General features: G+C 71.2%; 14 protein-coding genes. 6 read left to right on the top strand and 8 right to left on the bottom strand.

Annotated elements, in window-relative coordinates:
- Nucleotides 1-226: 226 nt before the first annotated feature.
- Nucleotides 227-3,322 carry an AfsR/SARP family transcriptional regulator gene (locus tag C4V41_RS05845; protein WP_103954646.1) on the top strand — a complete coding sequence of 1,032 codons (3,096 nt, stop codon included), beginning with the start codon at nt 227-229 and terminating at the stop codon, nt 3,320-3,322.
- A gap of 4 nt (nt 3,323-3,326) precedes the next feature.
- On the opposite strand, the gene C4V41_RS05840 is transcribed toward C4V41_RS05845, so the two are convergent.
- The 3 genes from C4V41_RS05840 to C4V41_RS05830 form a co-directional block, all read right to left on the bottom strand.
- Nucleotides 3,327-3,773, bottom strand: coding sequence for a DUF2690 domain-containing protein (locus C4V41_RS05840; protein WP_103954645.1), 447 nt, complete (start codon nt 3,771-3,773; stop codon nt 3,327-3,329).
- Nucleotides 3,774-3,894: 121 nt separating this feature from the next.
- The gene (locus tag C4V41_RS05835) at nt 3,895-5,076 is read right to left on the bottom strand and encodes a cytochrome P450 (RefSeq protein ID WP_103954644.1); all 1,182 of its coding nucleotides are present in this window, start codon (nt 5,074-5,076) and stop codon (nt 3,895-3,897) included.
- Between the two features lie 294 nt (nt 5,077-5,370).
- Nucleotides 5,371-5,646: a hypothetical protein gene (locus C4V41_RS05830; protein WP_103954643.1), complete on the bottom strand. Its 276-nt coding sequence runs from the start codon at nt 5,644-5,646 to the stop codon at nt 5,371-5,373.
- Nucleotides 5,647-5,923: 277 nt separating this feature from the next.
- Between C4V41_RS05830 and C4V41_RS05825 the strand changes: the two genes are divergently transcribed.
- The gene (locus C4V41_RS05825) at nt 5,924-7,171 is read left to right on the top strand and encodes an MFS transporter (protein ID WP_103954642.1); all 1,248 of its coding nucleotides are present in this window, start codon (nt 5,924-5,926) and stop codon (nt 7,169-7,171) included.
- On the opposite strand, the gene C4V41_RS05820 is transcribed toward C4V41_RS05825, so the two are convergent.
- A complete protein-coding gene (locus tag C4V41_RS05820) occupies nt 7,168-7,893 on the bottom strand; it encodes an MmyB family transcriptional regulator (RefSeq protein WP_103954641.1) in 726 nt (241 codons plus the stop codon). The genes C4V41_RS05825 and C4V41_RS05820 overlap by 4 nt on opposite strands.
- 74 nt (nt 7,894-7,967) lie before the next feature.
- On the opposite strand from C4V41_RS05820, the gene C4V41_RS05815 reads away from it, so the two are divergent.
- A complete protein-coding gene (locus C4V41_RS05815; protein ID WP_103954640.1) occupies nt 7,968-8,876 on the top strand; it encodes an LLM class flavin-dependent oxidoreductase in 909 nt (302 codons plus the stop codon).
- Between the two features lie 6 nt (nt 8,877-8,882).
- On the opposite strand, the gene qcrB is transcribed toward C4V41_RS05815, so the two are convergent.
- The gene (gene qcrB / locus C4V41_RS05810; protein ID WP_103954639.1) at nt 8,883-10,493 is read right to left on the bottom strand and encodes a cytochrome bc1 complex cytochrome b subunit; all 1,611 of its coding nucleotides are present in this window, start codon (nt 10,491-10,493) and stop codon (nt 8,883-8,885) included.
- Nucleotides 10,494-10,635: 142 nt separating this feature from the next.
- Here qcrB and C4V41_RS05805 point away from each other — a divergent pair, with 142 nt between their 5' ends.
- Nucleotides 10,636-11,070: a hypothetical protein gene (locus C4V41_RS05805; protein ID WP_146103552.1), complete on the top strand. Its 435-nt coding sequence runs from the start codon at nt 10,636-10,638 to the stop codon at nt 11,068-11,070.
- Here the strand turns inward: C4V41_RS05805 and C4V41_RS05800 are convergent.
- The 3 genes from C4V41_RS05800 to C4V41_RS05790 are packed head-to-tail and all read right to left on the bottom strand — an operon-like array spanning nt 11,051 to nt 14,112.
- Nucleotides 11,051-12,826, bottom strand: a complete 1,776-nt coding sequence (locus C4V41_RS05800) for an FtsX-like permease family protein (RefSeq protein WP_103954637.1) — start codon at nt 12,824-12,826, stop codon at nt 11,051-11,053. The two genes, C4V41_RS05805 and C4V41_RS05800, sit on opposite strands and share 20 nt — an antisense overlap.
- A 6-nt stretch (nt 12,827-12,832) precedes the next feature.
- Nucleotides 12,833-13,582, bottom strand: coding sequence for an ABC transporter ATP-binding protein (locus C4V41_RS05795; protein WP_103954636.1), 750 nt, complete (start codon nt 13,580-13,582; stop codon nt 12,833-12,835).
- Nucleotides 13,579-14,112: a PadR family transcriptional regulator gene (locus C4V41_RS05790; protein WP_103954635.1), complete on the bottom strand. Its 534-nt coding sequence runs from the start codon at nt 14,110-14,112 to the stop codon at nt 13,579-13,581. The genes C4V41_RS05795 and C4V41_RS05790 overlap by 4 nt, the downstream gene beginning before the upstream one ends.
- Before the next feature lie 183 nt (nt 14,113-14,295).
- Between C4V41_RS05790 and C4V41_RS05785 the strand changes: the two genes are divergently transcribed.
- Nucleotides 14,296-15,252, top strand: a complete 957-nt coding sequence (locus tag C4V41_RS05785; protein ID WP_103954634.1) for an NAD(P)-dependent oxidoreductase — start codon at nt 14,296-14,298, stop codon at nt 15,250-15,252.
- A gap of 240 nt (nt 15,253-15,492) precedes the next feature.
- Nucleotides 15,493-18,837, top strand: a complete 3,345-nt coding sequence (locus C4V41_RS05780; RefSeq protein ID WP_103954633.1) for a family 16 glycoside hydrolase — start codon at nt 15,493-15,495, stop codon at nt 18,835-18,837.
- Nucleotides 18,838-18,871: the final 34 nt, after the last annotated feature.

Here is an 18,871-nt window from a genome sequence, read left to right as displayed (position 1 = left end):
GCCAACGGCGACGTCAAGGCCTGGCACAACGGAGCCGGCTTCGCCGCCATGCCATGGAACGCCGACGCCATCATCGCCACCGGCTTCACCAACGACAATCTGCACTTCGCCTAACCCGCGACCCGATTAAAGGCGGACCGCCACGACGGCGGTCCGCCTTTCTTTGTTTACGGTCCTTACGTAGCCGGTATGGTGCAAGCACGGGACTCATGGGGGGGTATATCGCATGCTCGTCTTAATGCTGGGGCCGGTCGAAGTTCGGGCAGATGGCGAATCCGTACCCCTGGGAGGTCCCAAGCCGAAAGCGCTGCTGGCCGCGCTGACGCAGCACCCCCGCCAGGTCCTTTCGATCGAGCACCTCATCGACCTCATCTGGGACGAGTCCCCGCCCAACTCCGCGACCGCTCTGGTGCACACCTACGTTTCCGCGTTACGCAGGGGCCTGGCCGCCATCGGACGGCAGTCGGCCCTCGCCACCCGCTCCCCCGGCTATCTCTTCGACGTCCAGCGCACCGAGAACGACCTCGAGATCCACGACCGCCACCTCGACCTCGCCCGGCGGCTGGAGCGTGAGGGCGACCACCCCGAGGCCATGAAGCACTACCAGCAGGCGCTCGCCCTGTGGCGCGGCCCGGCCTTCGGCGGCATCGAGGCCGCGTTCGTCCGCGCGCGGGCGGCCGCCCTGGAAGAGGACCGGCTGAGCATCGAAGAAGGGCTCGCCCGGTGCGACCTGGCCGCCGGCCGGCCCGACGAGTGCGCCTCGCGCATGGCGCGGGTGAGCGCCACGCATCCGCTGCGCGAGGAGGCCAGGGGGCTGCTGATGCGCGGCCTGTACGAGAGCGGCCGCCAGGCCGACGCCCTCACCGCGTACCGTGATGGCCGCCGCCACCTGCGCGACGAGCTGGGCATCGAGCCCGGCGCCAAGCTTCGGAGCCTGCACGACCAGGTGCTCAGCGGCGCCCTGTCGCCGCTCGTGCCCGCCGCCCGCACGCCCGCCGGCAAGAGCGTGAAGGCGACGGCGGGCCGGGCGCCGGCCATCGTGGACGAGTACACGGTGCCGAGGAACCTGCCGCCCGGGATCGGCGACTTCACCGGCCGCGCCAAGCAGGTGGAGGCCCTGCGGCAGTTCGCCGCGTCCGCCCGCGAGCATCCGGGCCCGGCGACGCCGACCGTGGTCGTGTCGGGCTTCGGCGGGGCGGGCAAGTCGGCGCTGGCCGTCCACGCCGCGTACCTGCTCAAAGACGTCTACCCGGACGGCCAGCTCTTCGCGGACCTTCGCGGCGCCGACGGCGACGCCGGGGTCAGGGACGCGCTCGGCCGCTTTCTCGGCGCGCTCGGCGTCACCGTGGCCGAGCGGCCGGACAATCTGGACGACCGCGTGGAGCTCTACCGGCGCAAGATCGCGGGCCGCAACCTGGTGATCGTGCTGGACAACGTCAGCGGCGAGCACCAGGTGCGCAAGCTGCTCCCCGGCTCCCCGGGCTGCCTGGTGATCATCACCAGCCGGATGCGGCTGACCGGGCTGGAGGCGTCCGAGCTGCTCGAACTCGACTTCTTCACCGTCGACGTGTCCGTCGAGATGCTCAGCAAGATGATCGGCCCGGCCCGGATCGCGACCGACCCCGCCTCCGCCACCACCATCGCCCGCCTGTGCGGCGGCATCCCGCTGGCGATCCGCGCGGCCGGCGGCAAGCTGCTCGCCCGCCCGCACTGGCCGCTGCGCGCCCTGGCCGACCGCCTGTCCGACGAGCGGCGCCGGCTCGACGAGCTGGCGGTGGGCGACCTCGCGATCAGGTCCAGCCTCCAGCTCAACTACGCCGAGCTGACCGGCGGCCACCGGCGCGCCTTCCACCTGCTGACGCTGCTCGACCTGCCCGACTTCGGCTCCTGGCTCGTCGCGCCGCTGCTGGACGTCTCCACCCAGGAGGCGGAGGACGTCACCGAGCACCTGGTGGACCTGCGGCTGCTCGACGTGGCGGGCGTCGACCCGCTCGGCCGCGTCCGCTACCGCTTCCACGACCTCGTGCAGCTCTTCGGCGCCGAGCACGCCGCCGAGGAGGAGGTGGACGAGGCGTTCGGCCGGATGCTGACCACCTGGCGGTCGCTGGTGGAGGCCGGGGCGCGCCGGCTGCCCCGCGCCACGCTCGGCCTGTGGCGGCCCTCGTCCACGGGCGCGGACCTCGACCCAGGGCTACGCGCCGAGGTCGAGGAGAACCCGACGGGGTGGCTGCGGTCGGAGACCTCGACGGTGGTCAGGATCGTCGAGCGCACCCATGAGCTGGGCGTCGACAAGATGGCGACGACGCTGATCGCCTCGCTGCTGTCGTCGCCGTTCGCGGTGCGCAACGAGTTCGACGGCTGGCAGCGTACGCTCGACGTGGCGCTCGTGGCGGCCAGGACCGCGGGCGACCGGGGAGCCGAGGCGACCGTGCTGGCCCGGCTCGGGCAGCTCTCCTACGAGAAGGACGACTTCGCCGCCGCGCGGGAGCACTTCCAGCAGGCGCTGCGCCATGCGGAGGCCGTCGGCGACGAGCCCGTCCAGGCGGTCGCCAGGGTCGGGATCGGCATCGTGCACCGGGACCTGGGCCACTTCGGGCCCGCCGCGGCCGAGCTCAGCGAGGGCGCGCGCATCGCCGAGCGGATCGGCGACCAGGTCGTGGTCGCCGCCGCGCTGTACGGGCTCGGCACCACCCGCAGGGACGCCGGTGACCTGGACGAGGCGGCCGAGATCCTGCGTACCAGCGTGGCGCTCAACCGCAAGCTGGACGACAAGCGCGGCGAGGCGTTGTCCCTGCGCGGCCTCAGCCTGTGCCACCGCGCGGCCGGCGAGCCGGACCCGGCGGCGGAGCTGAGCGAGCAGGCCGTGCGCATCCTCGTCGAGGCGGACGACCCGCTCAGCGCCGAGTACGCGCGCCAGTCGCTGGCCAAGGCCATGATCAGGCAGGGCCGCACCGCCAGGGCGGGCGAGCTCCTCGACGCCTCCCACCGGCTCTTCGACCAGCACGGCGACCGGTTCGGCGTCGCGCTCGTCACCCGGACCCAGGGCGAGCTGGCCCTGGCGGAGGGCGCGGACGCGCGGGCCCGCGACCTGCTCACCACCGCGCTCGACCAGTGGACGGAGCTGGGCCTCGACCTCTGGCGGGCCCGTACGCTGCGCGACCTGGCCGCCGCCGAGTGGGAGACGGACCCCGCCGCCGCGTCCCGTCACTGGCGGGAGGCGGTCGAGGCGTTCACCCTCCTCGGCGGGCGCGAGGCCGCCGAGCTGGCCGGCACCGACCCGCGGGGCTGGCGTACGCACGTGCGCCGCGCGGAGCCGGGCTGACCCGTCAGTCGCAGGCCTTGCCCGTCGTGCCGCTGCCCTTGTTGACGCGGCCGATCCCGACCGTCACGCTGCCCTGGGCCTGGGCGCAGACACCACTGGGGGCGTAGACCATGTCGCCCCAGTGGTGCCCGCCGTTTCCGGCGCGGTAAACGAAGGACCTGCTCTTCTTACTGGTGAAGACATTGATGTGACCGGTCGCGTTCTTGGACACCCGCACCTCGCCCCAGTTGGTGCCGCAGCGGCGCGAGTAATAGAGCCGGACCGTGCCCAGAACGTCGCCGATCTCGTTCTTCAGCGACGCACTCTTTCCGGTGTACACCTTGCTGGCGGCACACCCGGACCGGTAAGGGTCCTTTCCGTCGTACGGGTGGGCGCTGGCCGGCCCCGCATTCAGCAAGAGCGTCGAAATCGCCGCTGCCGATACCGCAACCGCCGCTACGCGAATCTTCATGTCGAACCGGCTCCTTTATCGAATGAGCTAAACGGTTCTGACTATGTCGGGTTCCGCGGCGCGCGACAACGACTATTTGTCCGAACATTGTCCAGAGCAGCCGCTTGGACAAAGCCGGTGATCAGCCGAAGCGCAGCGGGAGCACCTCGGGGCCCTGGACGCCGATGGGACCCATCCGGGGCACCGGCCCCGCGATGGACGGCGGGCCCAGCCGGGTGGCGAGGGCGGCCAGCGACTCACCGACCTCGACGCGGGCGAGGGCGGCGCCCAGGCAGTGGTGCGGGCCCGCGCCGAACTGCAGCGGGGCCACGTCCCTGGCGGCGGTGATGTCGAACCGGTCGGCGGCCTTGTACGCGCGCGGATCGCGCTGGGCGACCTTCACGCACATCGTGAGGTACGCCCCCTTCTCGATGGGCAGCCCCTGGTAGTCGAGGTCCTCGGCGGCGTACCGGTAGACGGTGGGCACCGAGGGCTGCCAGCGGATCACCTCTTCGACGGCCTGGTCCGCGAGCTCCGGCCGCCGCCCGAGCAGCGTCCACTGGCCGGGATGCCCCGCGAAGGCGAGCATGGCGTTGTCGAGCTGGTGCCGGGTCGTGTCGTGGGCGGCGAACACCAGGGTGACCAGGAGGTTGCACAGCTCGTCCCGGCTGACCTGGGTGTCGTCGGCGAGGTGGGCCGCGACCAGGTCGGAGCTGAGGTCGTCGGCCGGGTGGGCGGTCTTCTCGTCGATGAGGTGGCCGACGTAGTCGTAGAGGCCGTTGACCGCGCTCTCCAGCCGGGTCACGATGTCGCCGCCCGCCGAGAGGGCGAAGACCAGGCCGAGGTCGGAGGTCCAGGGGCCGATGAGGTCATAATCCTCGGGCTGTACGCCGAGCAGCCGGCACATGACCGCGAGCGGGAGCCGGTTGCCGAACTCGACGACGAAGTCGCGCGTCTCGTCACCTTCGAGGCGGCCGGCCAGCAGCTCGGACTGCTCCCGGACGAACGGCCGCAGCCCGGCGATCCGGCGCGCGGTGAACGCCTTGTTCATCAGGCCACGCAGGCGGCGGTGGACTTCTCCCTCATGGTTGACGATCATCGGCACGAACCAGTCGTAGACCGGGCCGTCGAAGATGCCGTGCGTCTCCATGTAGCGTTTACCGCCGTGGTCCATCCTGCGGTCGCGCAGGAGTTCGCTGGCCTCTTCGTAACGGAGCACGAGCAGGCCGATGGGGCTGTCCGCATACCAGTTTTCCGCCTGCGCGGCATAAACCTCCGGGGTATCGAAGTCGAAATCCGGATCCAGGACGTCGAGGAACGACACGTCATCCTCCTAGGGGAGTTCCCACCTGCCTCTCCACACACTCTCCCGAGATCACCGGCGGAAAAAGTAATGCTTTACTCACCCAGGCGAATATTGATAAGGCCGAATTCTGTTAATTGTCGGCGACCGCCTGGCGCCGGGCTCGACGTCGGAACTCCTCCGCGAAGACCTCGGGAACGCGCCCGGCGGCCTTCGGCGCGGTCACCGACGCCGCGGCCGCCGAAGGCTTCCTGCCGGCGGCCGAGCACCGGCGAGACCCGCGGAGCGCCGCGCGAAGGCGCGGCGCGTGGTCGCTCAGCCGCCGATCGGGTCGCCCTGCTGCTGCTCGTCCTGCTCGCGGTCGCCGGGCCGCTCGCCCCCTTCGTGCTCGCTCTTGCGACGGGCGGTCCGCCGGCCGAGGCAGGAGTGCGTTAACCGGTCGGTTCCCGGCTGGTGCACGAAGTCGTTGATCGAGCGGAGGTTGAGCTGCTTGCCGACGTTGTGACCGGGTCCGTTGGCGGTGGCCTGCTTGGGCGCGTGACCGTCGAACGCGATCTCCAGACGCCAGCCGTCACGCTGCAGAATGACCACAGGGCCGGCGGATCGCGGGATGGTCTGCACATCCCAGCCGTGTCGGTTGGCCCTGTGGGCAAGTGAGTGCGGATTCACCGAAGTCGTACTCCTTGGTTTCGAACGGGGTCCAGTGGAGTTGGCCTGCGGGTTTGTCACGGGACGGATGCGGTTGGCGGATTTCCCTCTATTCAGGGGACGGTCGGAAGTCCGGTTTCGGTTCCATCGCGCGCTTTTCCGGTCACTTCGACTACCCAGAGGGCCACGCCGGGAACGCGAACCGGGCAAGATCGATGGCATGGATGACAACGCGACGGCAGCCCCGTCCTGGCGGCGCAACGTCGCCCTGTTCCTGGTCGGCCAGACCGTGTCCTTATTCGGGTCGATGGTCGTGCAGTACGTGGTGATGTGGTGGGTGACCCTGGAGACCCGGTCCGGGCTGGCGGTGGCGCTCTACGCCGTGGCCGCGTTCCTGCCGCAGGGTCTGGTGTCGCTCTTCGGCGGGGTGCTCGCCGACCGGATGAACCGCCGGGTGCTGGTGATGGTCGCCGACGCGGGCATCGCCGCCGCGACGCTGGTGCTCGCGCTGCTGATGGCCAACGGGGTCACCGACCTGTGGATCGTGCTGCTGGCGGTGGCGGTGCGGTCGGTCGGAGCCGGTTTCCAGACCCCGGCCGTGCAGGCGATGATCCCGCAGGTCGTGCCGGGCGAGCACCTGATGCGGGTCAACGGGATCTTCCAGACCATCCATTCGGCGATGGCGCTGCTCGCGCCCGCCGCCGCCGGCGCGATCTTCGCGGCCTTCGGCATCGTCCCGGTCTTCTTCCTGGACGTGGTCACGGCGGTCATCGGGATCGGCCTGCTCGCCCTGGTCGCCGTCCCGACCCTGGAGCGGGTGACCGAGTCGGACGCCACCTACTGGCAGGACCTGGCCGAGGGGATGCGCTACATCCGTACGCATCCGATCGTGCGCTGGCTGCTCATCGTGTACACGGTCATCTTCCTGCTCACCGTGGCCCCCTCGTTCGTCACGCCGCTGATGGTCGCGCGCGACTTCGGCAGCGAGGAGTGGATGCTGGCGGTGCTGGAGATCGCCTTCAGCCTCGGCATGCTGCTCGGCGGGGTGCTGATGTCCACCGTGCTGGCCGGCCGCGGCCGGGTGGGGCTGATCCTCGTCGCCGTCTACGGTTTCGGGGCGGTGACCCTGGCGCTCGGGCTGAGCACGAACCTGTGGGTCTTCTACGGCTTCATGTTCCTGCTCGGGCTGCTGGTGCCGCCGTTCTCGACCCCGTTCGTGACGCTGATCCAGGAGACCGTCGAGGCCACCATGCACGGGCGCGTCTTCAGCTACGTCAGCATCGTGATGGCGCTGGCCACGCCGGTCGGCATGGTCGTCTTCGGCCCGCTGGCCGATGTGGTGAGCGTGCAGGCGCTGCTGATCGTCGCCGGCCTGGCCACCATCGTCGTGATGGCGATCGCGACCCGCCTGCCGTCCGGGCGCGCCACCATGGCCGCCTCCAAAGCTCCAGCGGCGACCGGCCTCTAACCGGTGAGCAGTGCAGCCGTGGCCGCGTCGGCGGGCAGGAACGCCTCCAGCTTCAGCTCCGCCACGGTCACGTCGAGCGCTGTCGCGAACGTCGTGATCGTGGTCGTCAGCAGGAGTTCGCCGCGCGACGAGCGCAGCCGCAGGGGCGCCGCGAAGCCCACGTGGCCGGGCCCGGGCGCGACGTGCGGCACGTAGCCGGACAGCTCGTCGTAGAGGTCGTCGTGCGGGAGACGGTCGAGGATGTGCCGCGCCCACTGGGCCAGGTTGACGACCCGCGGCGCCAGGCCCTCGGGGTGCAGGGAGACGCGCAGCACGTTGATCGGCGGGCGGAGCAGGTGCTCCGCGACGCCCTCGGTGATCAGGCCGAACGCGTCGTTGGCGAGCACCAGGTCGTGCCGCGCGTCCACCACGATCGCGGGGTACGGCAGGTGCCCGGTGAGGATGTGCCCCAGCGCGGTGCGTACCGGCGCGAGGCTCGGGTCGTCGAGCGGGGTGTGCGGGTAGACGGGGGCGTAACCGGCTGAGAGCAGGAGTTCGTTGCGCTCCCTGAGCGGGAGTTCCATGGACTCGCCGAGCCGTACGACCATCGCCCGGCCCGGCCGGGAGCGGCCGCTCTCCATGAAGCTGAGGTGGCGCTGGGTCGTGCCCGCACGCAGCGCGAGGTCGAGCTGGCTGAGGCGGCGGCGCTGCCGGGCCGCGCGCAGCGTGTCGGCGAAGTCCACGCTCCCAGTCTGGTGGACCCGTCCATTCCTTCGAGGGAATTGCCGGCATTCCCGGGCGGGAGCACGATCGGCCCGTGAACACGCGACTGGGGGTTCTCCTCCCTGCGAACCAGAGCCAGTGGGACGACGCCCGGCGGCTCGTCGACTTCGGCGTCCGCGCCGAGCGGCTCGGCTACGACTCGGTCTGGGCCAACGACACCCTGCTCGGCGCCCGGATCGAGCCGCTGACCATGCTCGCCGCCCTCGCGCCGATGACCGGGCGCGTCACGCTCGGCACCGCCGCGCTGCTGCCCGCCTTCCGCCGCCCGGTCACGGCCGCGCAGGAGCTGGCCTCCCTCGACCACCTGTCGGCCGGGCGGCTGGTCGTCACGGTGGGCGCGGGCTTTCCCGGCCGGTCGGAGGCCGAGTACGCGCTGTCGGAGGTGCCGTGGCCGCGCCGCTTCGCCCGGCTGGACGACACCGTCGCCCTGTGGCGGGCCCTGTGGGCGGGCGAGCGGGCCTTCCACGGCAAGGTGCTGTCCTTCGACGAACTGCCCGAGTCCACGCCCTCCTTCCGGCCCGGCGGGCCGCCGATCTGGCTGGGCGGGGCGAGTCCGTCGGCGCTGGAGCGCACCGGGCGGCTCTACGACGGCTGGCTGCCCTATCCGCCCGATCCCGCTGACTATCGGGCGGGCCTCCAGACGGTACGGCACGCCGCTGGACGCCGCACCATCACCCCGGCGCTGTTCGTCACGGTGCTGGTCACCGATGACGCGGCCCGGGGCGAACGGGAGCTCGACGCCTACTGCCGGGCCACCTACGGCCTGCCGTACGAGGTGGTGCGGACGATCCAGGTGCTGGTCGCGGGCCCGGCCGAGCGGGTGGCCGAGACGCTGGCCCGCTACGTGGAGGCGGGCGCCGAGCACCTGGTCTGCCGCATCGCGGCGCCCGGCCTCGACGCCCAGCTCGCCCAGTTGGAGCTGATCGCCGGGATCGCCCGGTAGCGCGGTTCAGCGCGTCAGGGACCGGTCGTCGTGCTCCTCCTCCAGGGCGACCTTCTCCCCGCCGTACGCGGCCGACATGCGGGCCCGCAGCCTGCCGAGCGGGCCCCGCACACGCTCGGGCGGGACACCGGAGCCGTTGTGAGCGGCGAGCACCGGTACGGCCTCCTTGGCGCGCAGGTGCGCCTCGATGTCCTCGTCCAGCGGCGCGTGCGCCTCGGTGAACGCGCCGCCGGGCAGCCGCCTGATCACGCCGGTGGGCAGCCCGTGCCCGACGAGCTCGGCGTCGGAGCGCTGCAGGCCGAGGCAGATCCGGTAGGTGACGAGGTAGGCGAGCGCGGGCCCGGCGATCACCAGGACGCGCCCCGCGTACGTGGTGGCGTACAGGCTGATGTGGAAGGTGGACGAGAGCTCGTCGTTGGCCCCCAGCAGCCACAGCACCCCGTAGAAGACGACGGTGCTCATGCCGATCGCGGTGCGGTGCGGGTTGTTGCGGGGGCGCTCCAGGATGTGGTGCTCCCGATGGTCGCCGGTGATCCACCGCTCGATGAACGGGTAGAGCACCATCCCGGTGAGGATGACGCCCAGCGGCACCAGCGCCGGGATGACCACGCTCAACGGCAGCGTGCCCGCGTGGCCGGTGCCGAGCAGGTTGACCTCCCAGGCGGGCATCAGCCGCAGCGCGCCCTCCAGGAAGCCCAGGTAGAAGTCGGGCTGGGAGCCGGCCGAGATGTCGCCGGGGCTGTAGGGGCCGTACAGCCACACGGGGTTGATCTGGGCGAAGGTGGCCAGGCCCGCCACCGTGGCCAGGGTGAACAGGAAGAACGCCCCCGTCTTGGCCATGAACGACGGGTACAGCGGCGCGCCCACCACATTCGTGTTGGTACGGTCCTTGCCCGGCATCTGGGTGTGCTTCTGCACCCACATCAGCACCAGGTGCGCCGAGATCAGCACCAGCAGCACCCCCGGGATCAGCAGGATGTGCAGTGAGAAGAACCGGGAGATGACGTCCTCGCCCGGATACTCCCCGCCGAACAGGAAGAAGGTCAGGTAGGTGCCGACGAGGGGCACCGACATGAGCACGCCCTCGGTGACCCGCAGCCCGGCGCCCGACAGCAGGTCGTCCGGCAGCGAGTAGCCCGTCAGCCCCTCCAGCAGGGCCAGGGCGAGCATCGTGACCCCGATGATCCAGGTCAGCTCGCGCGGCTTGCGGTAGGCGCCGGTGAAGAACACGCGCAGCGCGTGGATCATCATGCTGCCGATGAACAGCAGCGCCGACCAGTGGTGGATCTGCCTGATGAGCAGCCCGCCGCGCACCTCGAAGCTGATCTCCAGCGTGGAGGCGTACGCCTGCGACATCCCCACGCCCCGCAACGGCGCGTACACGCCGTCATAGACGACGTGGCCCATGCTCGGCTTGAACCAGAACGTCAGGAACGTTCCGGTGAGCAGCAGGATGACGAACGAGTACAGCGCGATCTCGCCCAGCAGGAACGTCCAGTGGTCGGGGAAGATCTTGCGCAGGTTGCGGTTGAGGAAGCGGGCCGCTCCCAGGCGGTCGTCGAGGAACGATGAGGTCCTGGCGATGGCGCCGGGGACCGCCTTCGGGCCGGTTTGCATGGGCGCGATTCCCTTTCTGTCGCGTTCATCACTAAGACGCCTCCGGCCGATGGTTTGTGACATCACCCCCCGGTGTCACATTCGAGGGGCTTCGTACGTCTTAGAGGTGACCAGCGCGTACGAACACGGCGAGGTGATCCCGTTGACAACGTCCATCGGCCCCGGCTCGTGGCAGATCGTCCTGGAGGCGACCGAAGCGAGGATGACGACGAGCGGGCGCAAGGGCCCCCGTCTCCTGTACGCGCCGCCGCGCGTGGACGGCTCCTTCTACCTGCGGCCCGACGCCACCCTGGCGGGGTTCGACCTGCGGCTCCCGCTGCCGTCGCCGGAGTTGTCCTGGGAGTCGGCCGACCTCGACCGCGACCCGCACGCGTGGCTGCGGCTGGGACGCAGGGAGGTGCGGGCGCCCGTCTCGGTCATGTGCGCCGAGATCCCCGGTGAGCACCCCTACGTGAAGATCGTGCTGGAGACGGTGTTCCGCTCCAGCGCCCTGGGCCTGGGGCATTGGCCGCGGTGGGTGACGCTCAGGCTGTTCAGTGAGATCCGCGAGTCCCAGGTCAGGCCGTTTCGGCACTGAGGGTCCGCGCCACCTCCCGGCGGGCCGCCAGGCGGGCGGGCAGGGCGGTGAGCGCCGCCGTGGCCAGCAGGATCGCGAGTACGGCGCCGAGCATCCAGGAGAACGGCGGTGCGATCACCTTCCCGGCGCTGAGAATCCCGTACACGCCGATGCCCAGAGGGACGCCGGCGAGGGCGCCGGACAGGACGGGCAGGAGCTGGGCGGTGGACAGCCCCGCGGAGATCTGCCCGGGGGTGGCGCCGAGCGTGCGCGCGATGGCCATATTGGCCCGGGCCTCCATCGCCGAGGTCCAGGTGAACGTGATGGTGTTGACGATCGCGAGCGCGATCACCAGGGCCGTGACCGCGAGCAGCAGCCAGCGGTCGTGTTCGGTGCTCAGGTTGGGCAGGCTCAGGCCGTATGCCCTGGAAGGCTGGGCGTAGAAGGTCAGCAGGGCGATGATCGCGATCAGCGTGGTGGCGGTGGAGCACGCCTGCAGCACCGCGCGGCCCGGCCGGCGGGCGGTCAGGCGCAGCCCGAGCAGCAGCGGGGTGGGCAGCATCGCGCTCAGCGCGACCAGCCAGGGGCGGTGGCGTGGCCGGTGGGCGGTGGCGGTCAGCGCCGTGACCGTCGCCGTGCGCAGGGCGCGCAGCGTGGGGCGCACGGTGGACAGCGCCGCCACAAGGACGGCGAAGACGGTCGTCGCGATCACGGTCGCGCCCGTCAGCCCGGCGGCGTCACCGATCCGGCTGGCGGTGGGGCTGGCGATGGCGGGCACGGTCAGGTCGGCGAGCGCCAGGCCCAGCGCGTCGGCCAGCAGCGCCAGCGCCAGATATTCGGTGAGCAGGACGGCGGCGATCAGACCGGGGGTGGCGCCGACGGCCTTGAGCAGCCCGGCCCGGCGCGTCTGCTCGGCGGCGCGCCCCGCGGCCAGCGCGGTCACTCCGGTGATGGCCAGGAAGCCGAGCAGCCAGCTCCCGACGACCAGGATCGGCTGGCTGTCGTTGAGGATGACCATGTCCTGGCCGGCTTTGAACTGCCAGGTGTGGAAGGTGATCCTGACGCCGGGCAGATGGTGGGTGTCGAGGAATGCCTCGGTGGCGTCGGGGTCGCGCAGCTTGAGGTCCAGGGCCGTGGTCACCGGGAGAGCGTTTCCGGCGGCCAGGGTCCGGGTGTCCGATGGGGTGAACCAGACCAGGCCGGTCGCGTCACTGGGGCCGCCGCCGGGGCCGATCTGCGCCGCCCAGGGGTAGATGGAGGTGGCCGCGGTCACGGCGATCCCGACGACGGGGTAGGACCGGCCGGCGATGGTGACGTGGTCGCCGGGGCCGACGCCCAGGGCGGTGGCGAAGCCGCGTTCGACGACCGCGCCGCCGGGGCGTACCCAGTGGCCCGAGGTCACCAGGGGCCGGTCGACCGGGCCGGGCGTCTCGGCGGCGGCGTGCACCACCACGTTCGAGGACAGGCCGCGTACGGTGAGGGTGGCGTAGACGATGCGGTAGGGGCCGTTGCCGGCCACGACCTCGGGGTCCTCGGCCAGCGTGGCCATGGCCGAGGTCACGTCCGGGCCGGAGCCGGGGACGAGTGCCACCACGTCAGGGCCGGCGGTGGCCGCCCTGGTCTGGTCGTACAGTCTCTGGCTCGCCCCGCTCAGCGACAGGCCCAGGGCCAGGGTGGCGGTGGCGGCGGTCACCGCGAGCACGAGCATCGCGGCCTGGGCCGGGTGCCGCCGCAGGTCGGCCAGCACGAGACGCACGATGAGGACGAGGCGGCCCATGGTCGTTCAGCCCTCCAGCCCGATCAGGCCGCCCAGGCCGCTCAGCCGCCCGCCGCCGGTGCCGGTCAGCCGGACGTCGTCGACGAACATCCCGTCGCGCATCGAGACCAGCCGGTCGGCGGTGGCCGCGACGCGTTCGTCGTGCGTGACGATCACGAGGGTCAGCCCCGCCGAACGCAGCTCTTCGAAGATCCTCAGCACGTCGAGCGTCGCCGCGCTGTCGAGGTTGCCGGTCGGCTCGTCGGCCAGGACGACCAGCGGGTCGTTGGCCAGCGCGCGGGCGATGGCGATCCGCTGGCGTTGGCCGCCGGACAGTTGCGACGGCAGGTGCCGCGCGCGGTCGGCGAGCCCGACCCGGTCCAGCAGCAGGCTCGCGCGCCGTCCGGCCTCGCGCCACGAACGCCCGGCCAGCAACGCGGGCAGCTCGACATTCTCCTGCGCCGACAGCTCCTCCACCAGGTGGAAGGCCTGGAAGACGAAGCCCAGCGACCGGCGCCGCAGCCGCGCGAGCGCCCGCTCGCTCAGGCCGTCGACCCGCCGGCCGGCCAGCCACACCTCACCGCCGGTGGGCCGCTCCAGGCCGCCCAGCAGGTGCAGCAGGGTCGACTTTCCGCAGCCGCTGGGCCCCATGACCGCCAGCATCTGGCCCTCGGGCACGTCGAGGTCGACCTCGTCGACCGCGCGAACCCGGCTCTGCCCCTGACCGTGCTCCTTCACCAGGGCGCGGACCCGGACCACCGAACTCGGCTCGTTCACACGTCCTCAGCTTCGTCATCGACCTTGGACCAGGCCCGCTCACAGGCTTCCAGCCAGCGCAGATCCGCCCGCAGCCGCAGCACGACGCCCTCCAGCAGCAGGGCGGCGGACGACCCCGCGGGCTCGGCCAGGATCGCGTGCTGTGCCTCGCGCAGATGGCGCAGCAGCTCACGGCGCTGCGCCGCCACGAGTTCGACCGGGTCGGCCAGCCGGGTGGCGCCGGCGGCGACGAGCTTGAGGTGGAACTCCGCGAGGTCCGGCTTCGGCCAGCCCACCTCGGTCAGCCAGGCGGCCACCCGTTGCTGCCCGGCCGCCGTCAGGGCGTAGACCTTGCGCTCCGGCCGCTCGGCCGGGCCGTGCGCCCGCTCGCCGACGACGAGCCCCACCTTCTCCAGCCGGGCCAGGGTCACGTAGATCTGGCCGGGGTTCATCGACTCGCCCAGCGGGCCGAGACTCCGCTGGAGCCGGGCGCGCAGGTGATAGCCGTGTGACGGCTCCTTGGCGAGCATCGCCAGCACCGCGTCCTGCACCTCTGCCCCCTAACGGTTAGCCCATAGATAGCGGTTAGCCGTAAAAGGTGTCAAACGTGGGCCATGATCGATTGACCAGCTCTGAAATGAGGCAGCCCCGCGCCTCCCCGGCGACCGTCGCGCCGCGCGCACTGATCATACTTGTGCTGCTCAGTACGTACACTCGACGTTGAGGACCGGCCGATGACCCGACCCCTGGAAATCCTGCTCCCCACCACGATCGACACGACGATCGCCCTGCCCGGCGGCGTCCGCGCGACGCCCTACGACCCGGCGGCCGAGCTGCCGGCCTCGACCACGGACGCCCAGGGGCTGGTGCTCTGGGGGTGTAGCGCCGCCTGGACGAAGGCCGCCGTGTCCCGGCTGCCGCGGCTGCGCTGGGTGCAGACGCTCGGCGCCGGCTGGGAGGCCGTGGCCGCCGCCGGGTTCGGCGACGACGTGGTCATCTGCAACGGGGCGACGCTGCACGACGCGACCGTGGCCGAGCACGCCCTGATGCTGAGCCTGGCCGCGGCGCGCCGGCTGGACCTGCTGCTCCGCGCGCAGTTCGCGGGTGAGTGGAGCCGCCGGGGCGGTCTGCAGGATCTCGACAACGCCCGTGAGTTCACCACGCTGGCCGGCGCCCGCTGTCTCATCTGGGGGTTCGGCGGGATCGGCCGGACCCTGGCCCCGTACCTGCGGATGCTCGGCGCCGAGGTCACCGGTGTGGCGAGCACCGCCGGCGAGCGCGACGGCTTCCGGGTGGTCGCCGGCGACGACGTCGACGGCCTGCTGCCCGCGACCGACCTGCTGATCATGATCCTGCCGGACGACGACGCGACCCGGCACGCGCTCGACGCCCGCCGGATCGGGCTGCTGCCGCCGACCGCCTGGCTGGTCAACGTCGGCCGCGGTAGCACCGTCGACGAGAGCGCCCTCGCGGAGGCGCTCGCCGGTGGCCGGCTCGGCGGCGCCGCGCTGGACGTGTTCGAGACCGAGCCGCTGCCGGCGGGCTCACCGCTGTGGACGCTCCCCAACGTGATCGTCAGCCCGCACGCCGCGGGTGGCCGGCCACGTGGATACGCCGAGCTCATCGCCCACAACGCGGCGGCCCTGCTCGGTACGGGCTCCCTGCGCAACGTCGTACGGGCGGCGCGCTGAGACCGACCCAGCGGGCATCCTTCTGCACCGACATGTCACGACTTTCTCCGATTTTCGGCGAAAGACTATGGGCAAGCTGAAGATCTCGCTTTATATTACGGCGCAGAGCAGCGTTATCCCCTCCACGTTCCAGCGAATGAGCCCCCGCATCCGCCGCTGGCAGCACTGACAGCGCTGTCCCGGCGATGCGCACCCCCCACCCACGCCGAACGCGGCACTCTCGCCGAGATGGGATTGGTCATGCGGAAATCACCCCTGTTATCCGTCTTACTGATCACCGCACTCTCCAGCCTGGTCGCCCCCGCTCCCGCGCACGCGGCGGTGCCGCCGCAGCAGCCGGGCGTCACCCTGCGCACCTATGACGTCCAGGTCGAACTGAACAAGATCTGCACGCTCAAGGCCGGTCAGACACCCAACGTGGACAAACTGATGCCCACGATCGACTGGACCTCCGACGCCGACTTCGGCCTGACCGACATGTTCGTCACCGAGGTCATCGGCAACCTCAATGTCCCCAGCGCGGGCACGTACGAGTTCCGCCTCACCAGCGACGACGGCTCCCGGCTGCGCATCGACGACACCGTCGTGATCACCAACGAGGGGCGGCACGCGCCGATCGCCATCGACGGCATGATCACGCTGACCCCCGGCTACCACGCGCTGCGCGTCGACCACTTCGAGCACCTGTACGGCCAGCAGCTCAAGCTGGAGTGGAAGCCGCCGGGAGCCGCCGGGTTCACCCTCGTGCCGACCTCGGTGCTGAGCACGGACGCCGGCGTGGTGCGGGTCACCGCCCCCGGGCGCAAGGAGTGCGAGAGCGGCGCCGACTCCCCCGGCGACGGACTGCCACTGCGGGCCGTACACCCCGACTTCGCCCTCACCGACCTGCGCCCGGCCGGGTTCGAGCCGCAGGTGAGCGCGATGGACTGGCTGCCCGACGGCCGGTTGGCGATCGCCACGTGGGGCGGCTCGGGCAAGACGCTCGGCGAGGTCTATCTGCTCGGCAACGTCGGAGGCAGGGTCTCGGCGGATCGGGTGACCACCAAGAAGATCGCCAGCGGGCTGCAGGAGCCCATGGGCATCAAGTACGTGGACGGCAAGCTCTACGTCTCGGAGAAGTCGCGGCTGGTGGAGCTGAACGACACCAACGGCGACGAGGTCGCCGACAGTCTCAGGACCGTGGCGACCTGGCCGTTCGGCGGCAACTTCCACGAGTTCGCGTTCGGGCTGCTCTACCGTGACGGCCACTTCTACCTCAACCTCTCCGTCGCGATCAACGAGGGCGGCGCCACCACCGACCCGCAGCCGGCGCGGAACAGGGGCACGACCATCAAGGTCAGCAAGGCCACCGGCCAGGTCGAGTACCTCGCGGGCGGCCTGCGCACGCCCAACGGGATCGGCTGGGGTCCGGAGGACGAGCTGTTCGTCGCGGACAACCAGGGCGGCTGGCTGCCGGCCTCGAAGCTGGTGCACGTCAAGAAGGACCGGTTCTTCAACCACTACATGAACCCGGACGGCCCGTTCGACAACAACGTGGTGAGCCAGCCCGCGCTGTGGCTGCCGCACAACGAGATCGCCAACTCCCCCAGCACGCCGCTGCTCATGAAGCAGGGCAGGTTCGCGGGGCAGATGTTGTTCGGCGACGTCACCTACGGCGGGATCCAGCGGGCCTATCTGGAGAAGGTCAACGGCGAGTACCAGGGCGCGGTCTTCCGTCTCACCCAGGGGCTTGAGGCGGGCGTCAACCGGATCAGCCTGGGGCCCGACGGCGCCATCTACGCCGGTGGCCTGGGCGCGGGCGGGAACTGGGGCCAGCCGGGCAAGCTCACCTACGGGCTGCAGAAGCTGACGCCGTCCGGTGACAAGGCGTTCGACATCCTGAAGATGCGCGCGATCGAGGGCGGCTTCGAGCTGGAGTACACCGAGCCGCTGTCGGCGGAGACGTCGGCGTCGCTGGCGGCCAAGTACCAGGCCACACAGTGGCGCTACGTCGCGGCCTCCACCTACGGCGGCCCCAAGGTGGACGAGGAGCCGCTGACCATCACCTCCGCGGAGCCGTCCGCCCGGGGGAAGATCGTCACCCTCAAGATCGCGGGTCTGAAGCCGGGACGCGTGGTCCACCTGCGGTCGCCGCGGCCGTTCAGCTCGGCGTCGGGGCAGCAGCTCTGGAGCACCGAAGCCTGGTACACCCTCAACTCGCTGGTCGGCGGCCCGGTCACGGACACCACCTATGAGGCGGAGAGCGCGTCGCACAGCGGCGGCGCGAAGCTGAACACCGACCACCGGAGCTACACGGGTTCCGGCTTCGTCGACAACTACCAGGCCGTAGGCGCGAACACGCAGTTCGCCGTGCGGGCGGCCACGGCGGGCACGTACCACGTGGGCCTGCGCTACTCCAACGGCCCGAACCCCGCGCCCGGGCAGCTCAAGTCACTGAGCGTGTACGTCAACGGCGCCAAGGTCAGGCAGGTGCCGCTGGCCCCCACGGACACGTGGGACCAGTGGGCCACCCGCGTCGAGCCGCTCGTGCTGAAGGCCGGCGCCAACACCATCGCCTACCGGTACGACACCGGCGACACCGGCCACGTCAACCTGGACTCCCTCACCGTGGCGGCGCGGCCGGTGATCGAGGCGGAGAGCGCCGCGCTGAGCGGTGGCGCGCAGCCGAACACCGACCACCAGGGCTACACCGGCACCGGCTTCGTCGACGGTTACTGGAACGCCGGCGCGAACACCTCGTTCACCGTGCAGGCGGACTCGGCCGGCCCGCACAACGTCGGCCTCCGCTACGCGTCCGACGTCGGCACGTCGGTCAGCGTGTACGTCAACGGCACCAAGGTCAGGCAGTCACGGCTGGCCGCCACCAGCGGCTGGGACGACTGGGCCGTCCAGACCGAGGCGCTCGACCTGAGGCAGGGCGCGAACACGGTCGCCTACAGGTACGACACCGGCGACGGCGGCAGGTTCAACCTCGACCACATCACCGTGTCGAAGGCGGAGCGGATCAAGCTGTTCGACGGGTCGAGCCTGGCGGCGTGGGAGAAGCGGTCCGGCGGGGCGGCGACCTGGCCGATCGCGGACGGCGCCATGGAGTCCTACGGCGGCGACATCCGCACCCGGCGGACGTTCGGCGACTTCAAGCTGCACGTCGAGTGGAACGAGCCGGACTACCCGCCGGACGTGACCGGCCAGCAGCGCGGCAACAGCGGCGTCTTCCTGCAGGAACGCTACGAGGTGCAGGTCCTGGAGTCGTTCGGTGACACCACCCTGGCCAACAACGAGGCGGGCGCGATCTACTCCAAGCGCGCGCCCGACCGCAACATGGCCACCGCCTCCGGCACGTGGCAGACCTACGACATCACCTACCGCGCGCCCCGCTTCACCGGCGCGGGCGTGAAGGTGGACAACGCGCGGGTGACGGTCATCTGGAACGGCGTGGTGGTGCACGACAACGTGGCCATCGACGGCGGCACCGGCGACAACGTCGCGGAGAGCGCGGCCTCGGGCGCGATCCGCCTGCAGGACCACGGCGACGCCGGCGCGAACCCCCGTTTCCGCAACGTCTGGATCGAACCGGTCTCCTGACGTCCGACCGGCACGGCAGGCCGTCCCGCGGCCT

Origin of the sequence: Nonomuraea solani (genome assembly GCF_900108335.1) — a bacterium.
In the GTDB taxonomy this organism is placed as follows: Bacteria; Actinomycetota; Actinomycetes; order Streptosporangiales; family Streptosporangiaceae; genus Nonomuraea; species Nonomuraea solani.
The sequence above is the reverse complement of the archived record's forward strand: the minus strand, read 5'-3'. Positions and strand labels throughout refer to the sequence as shown.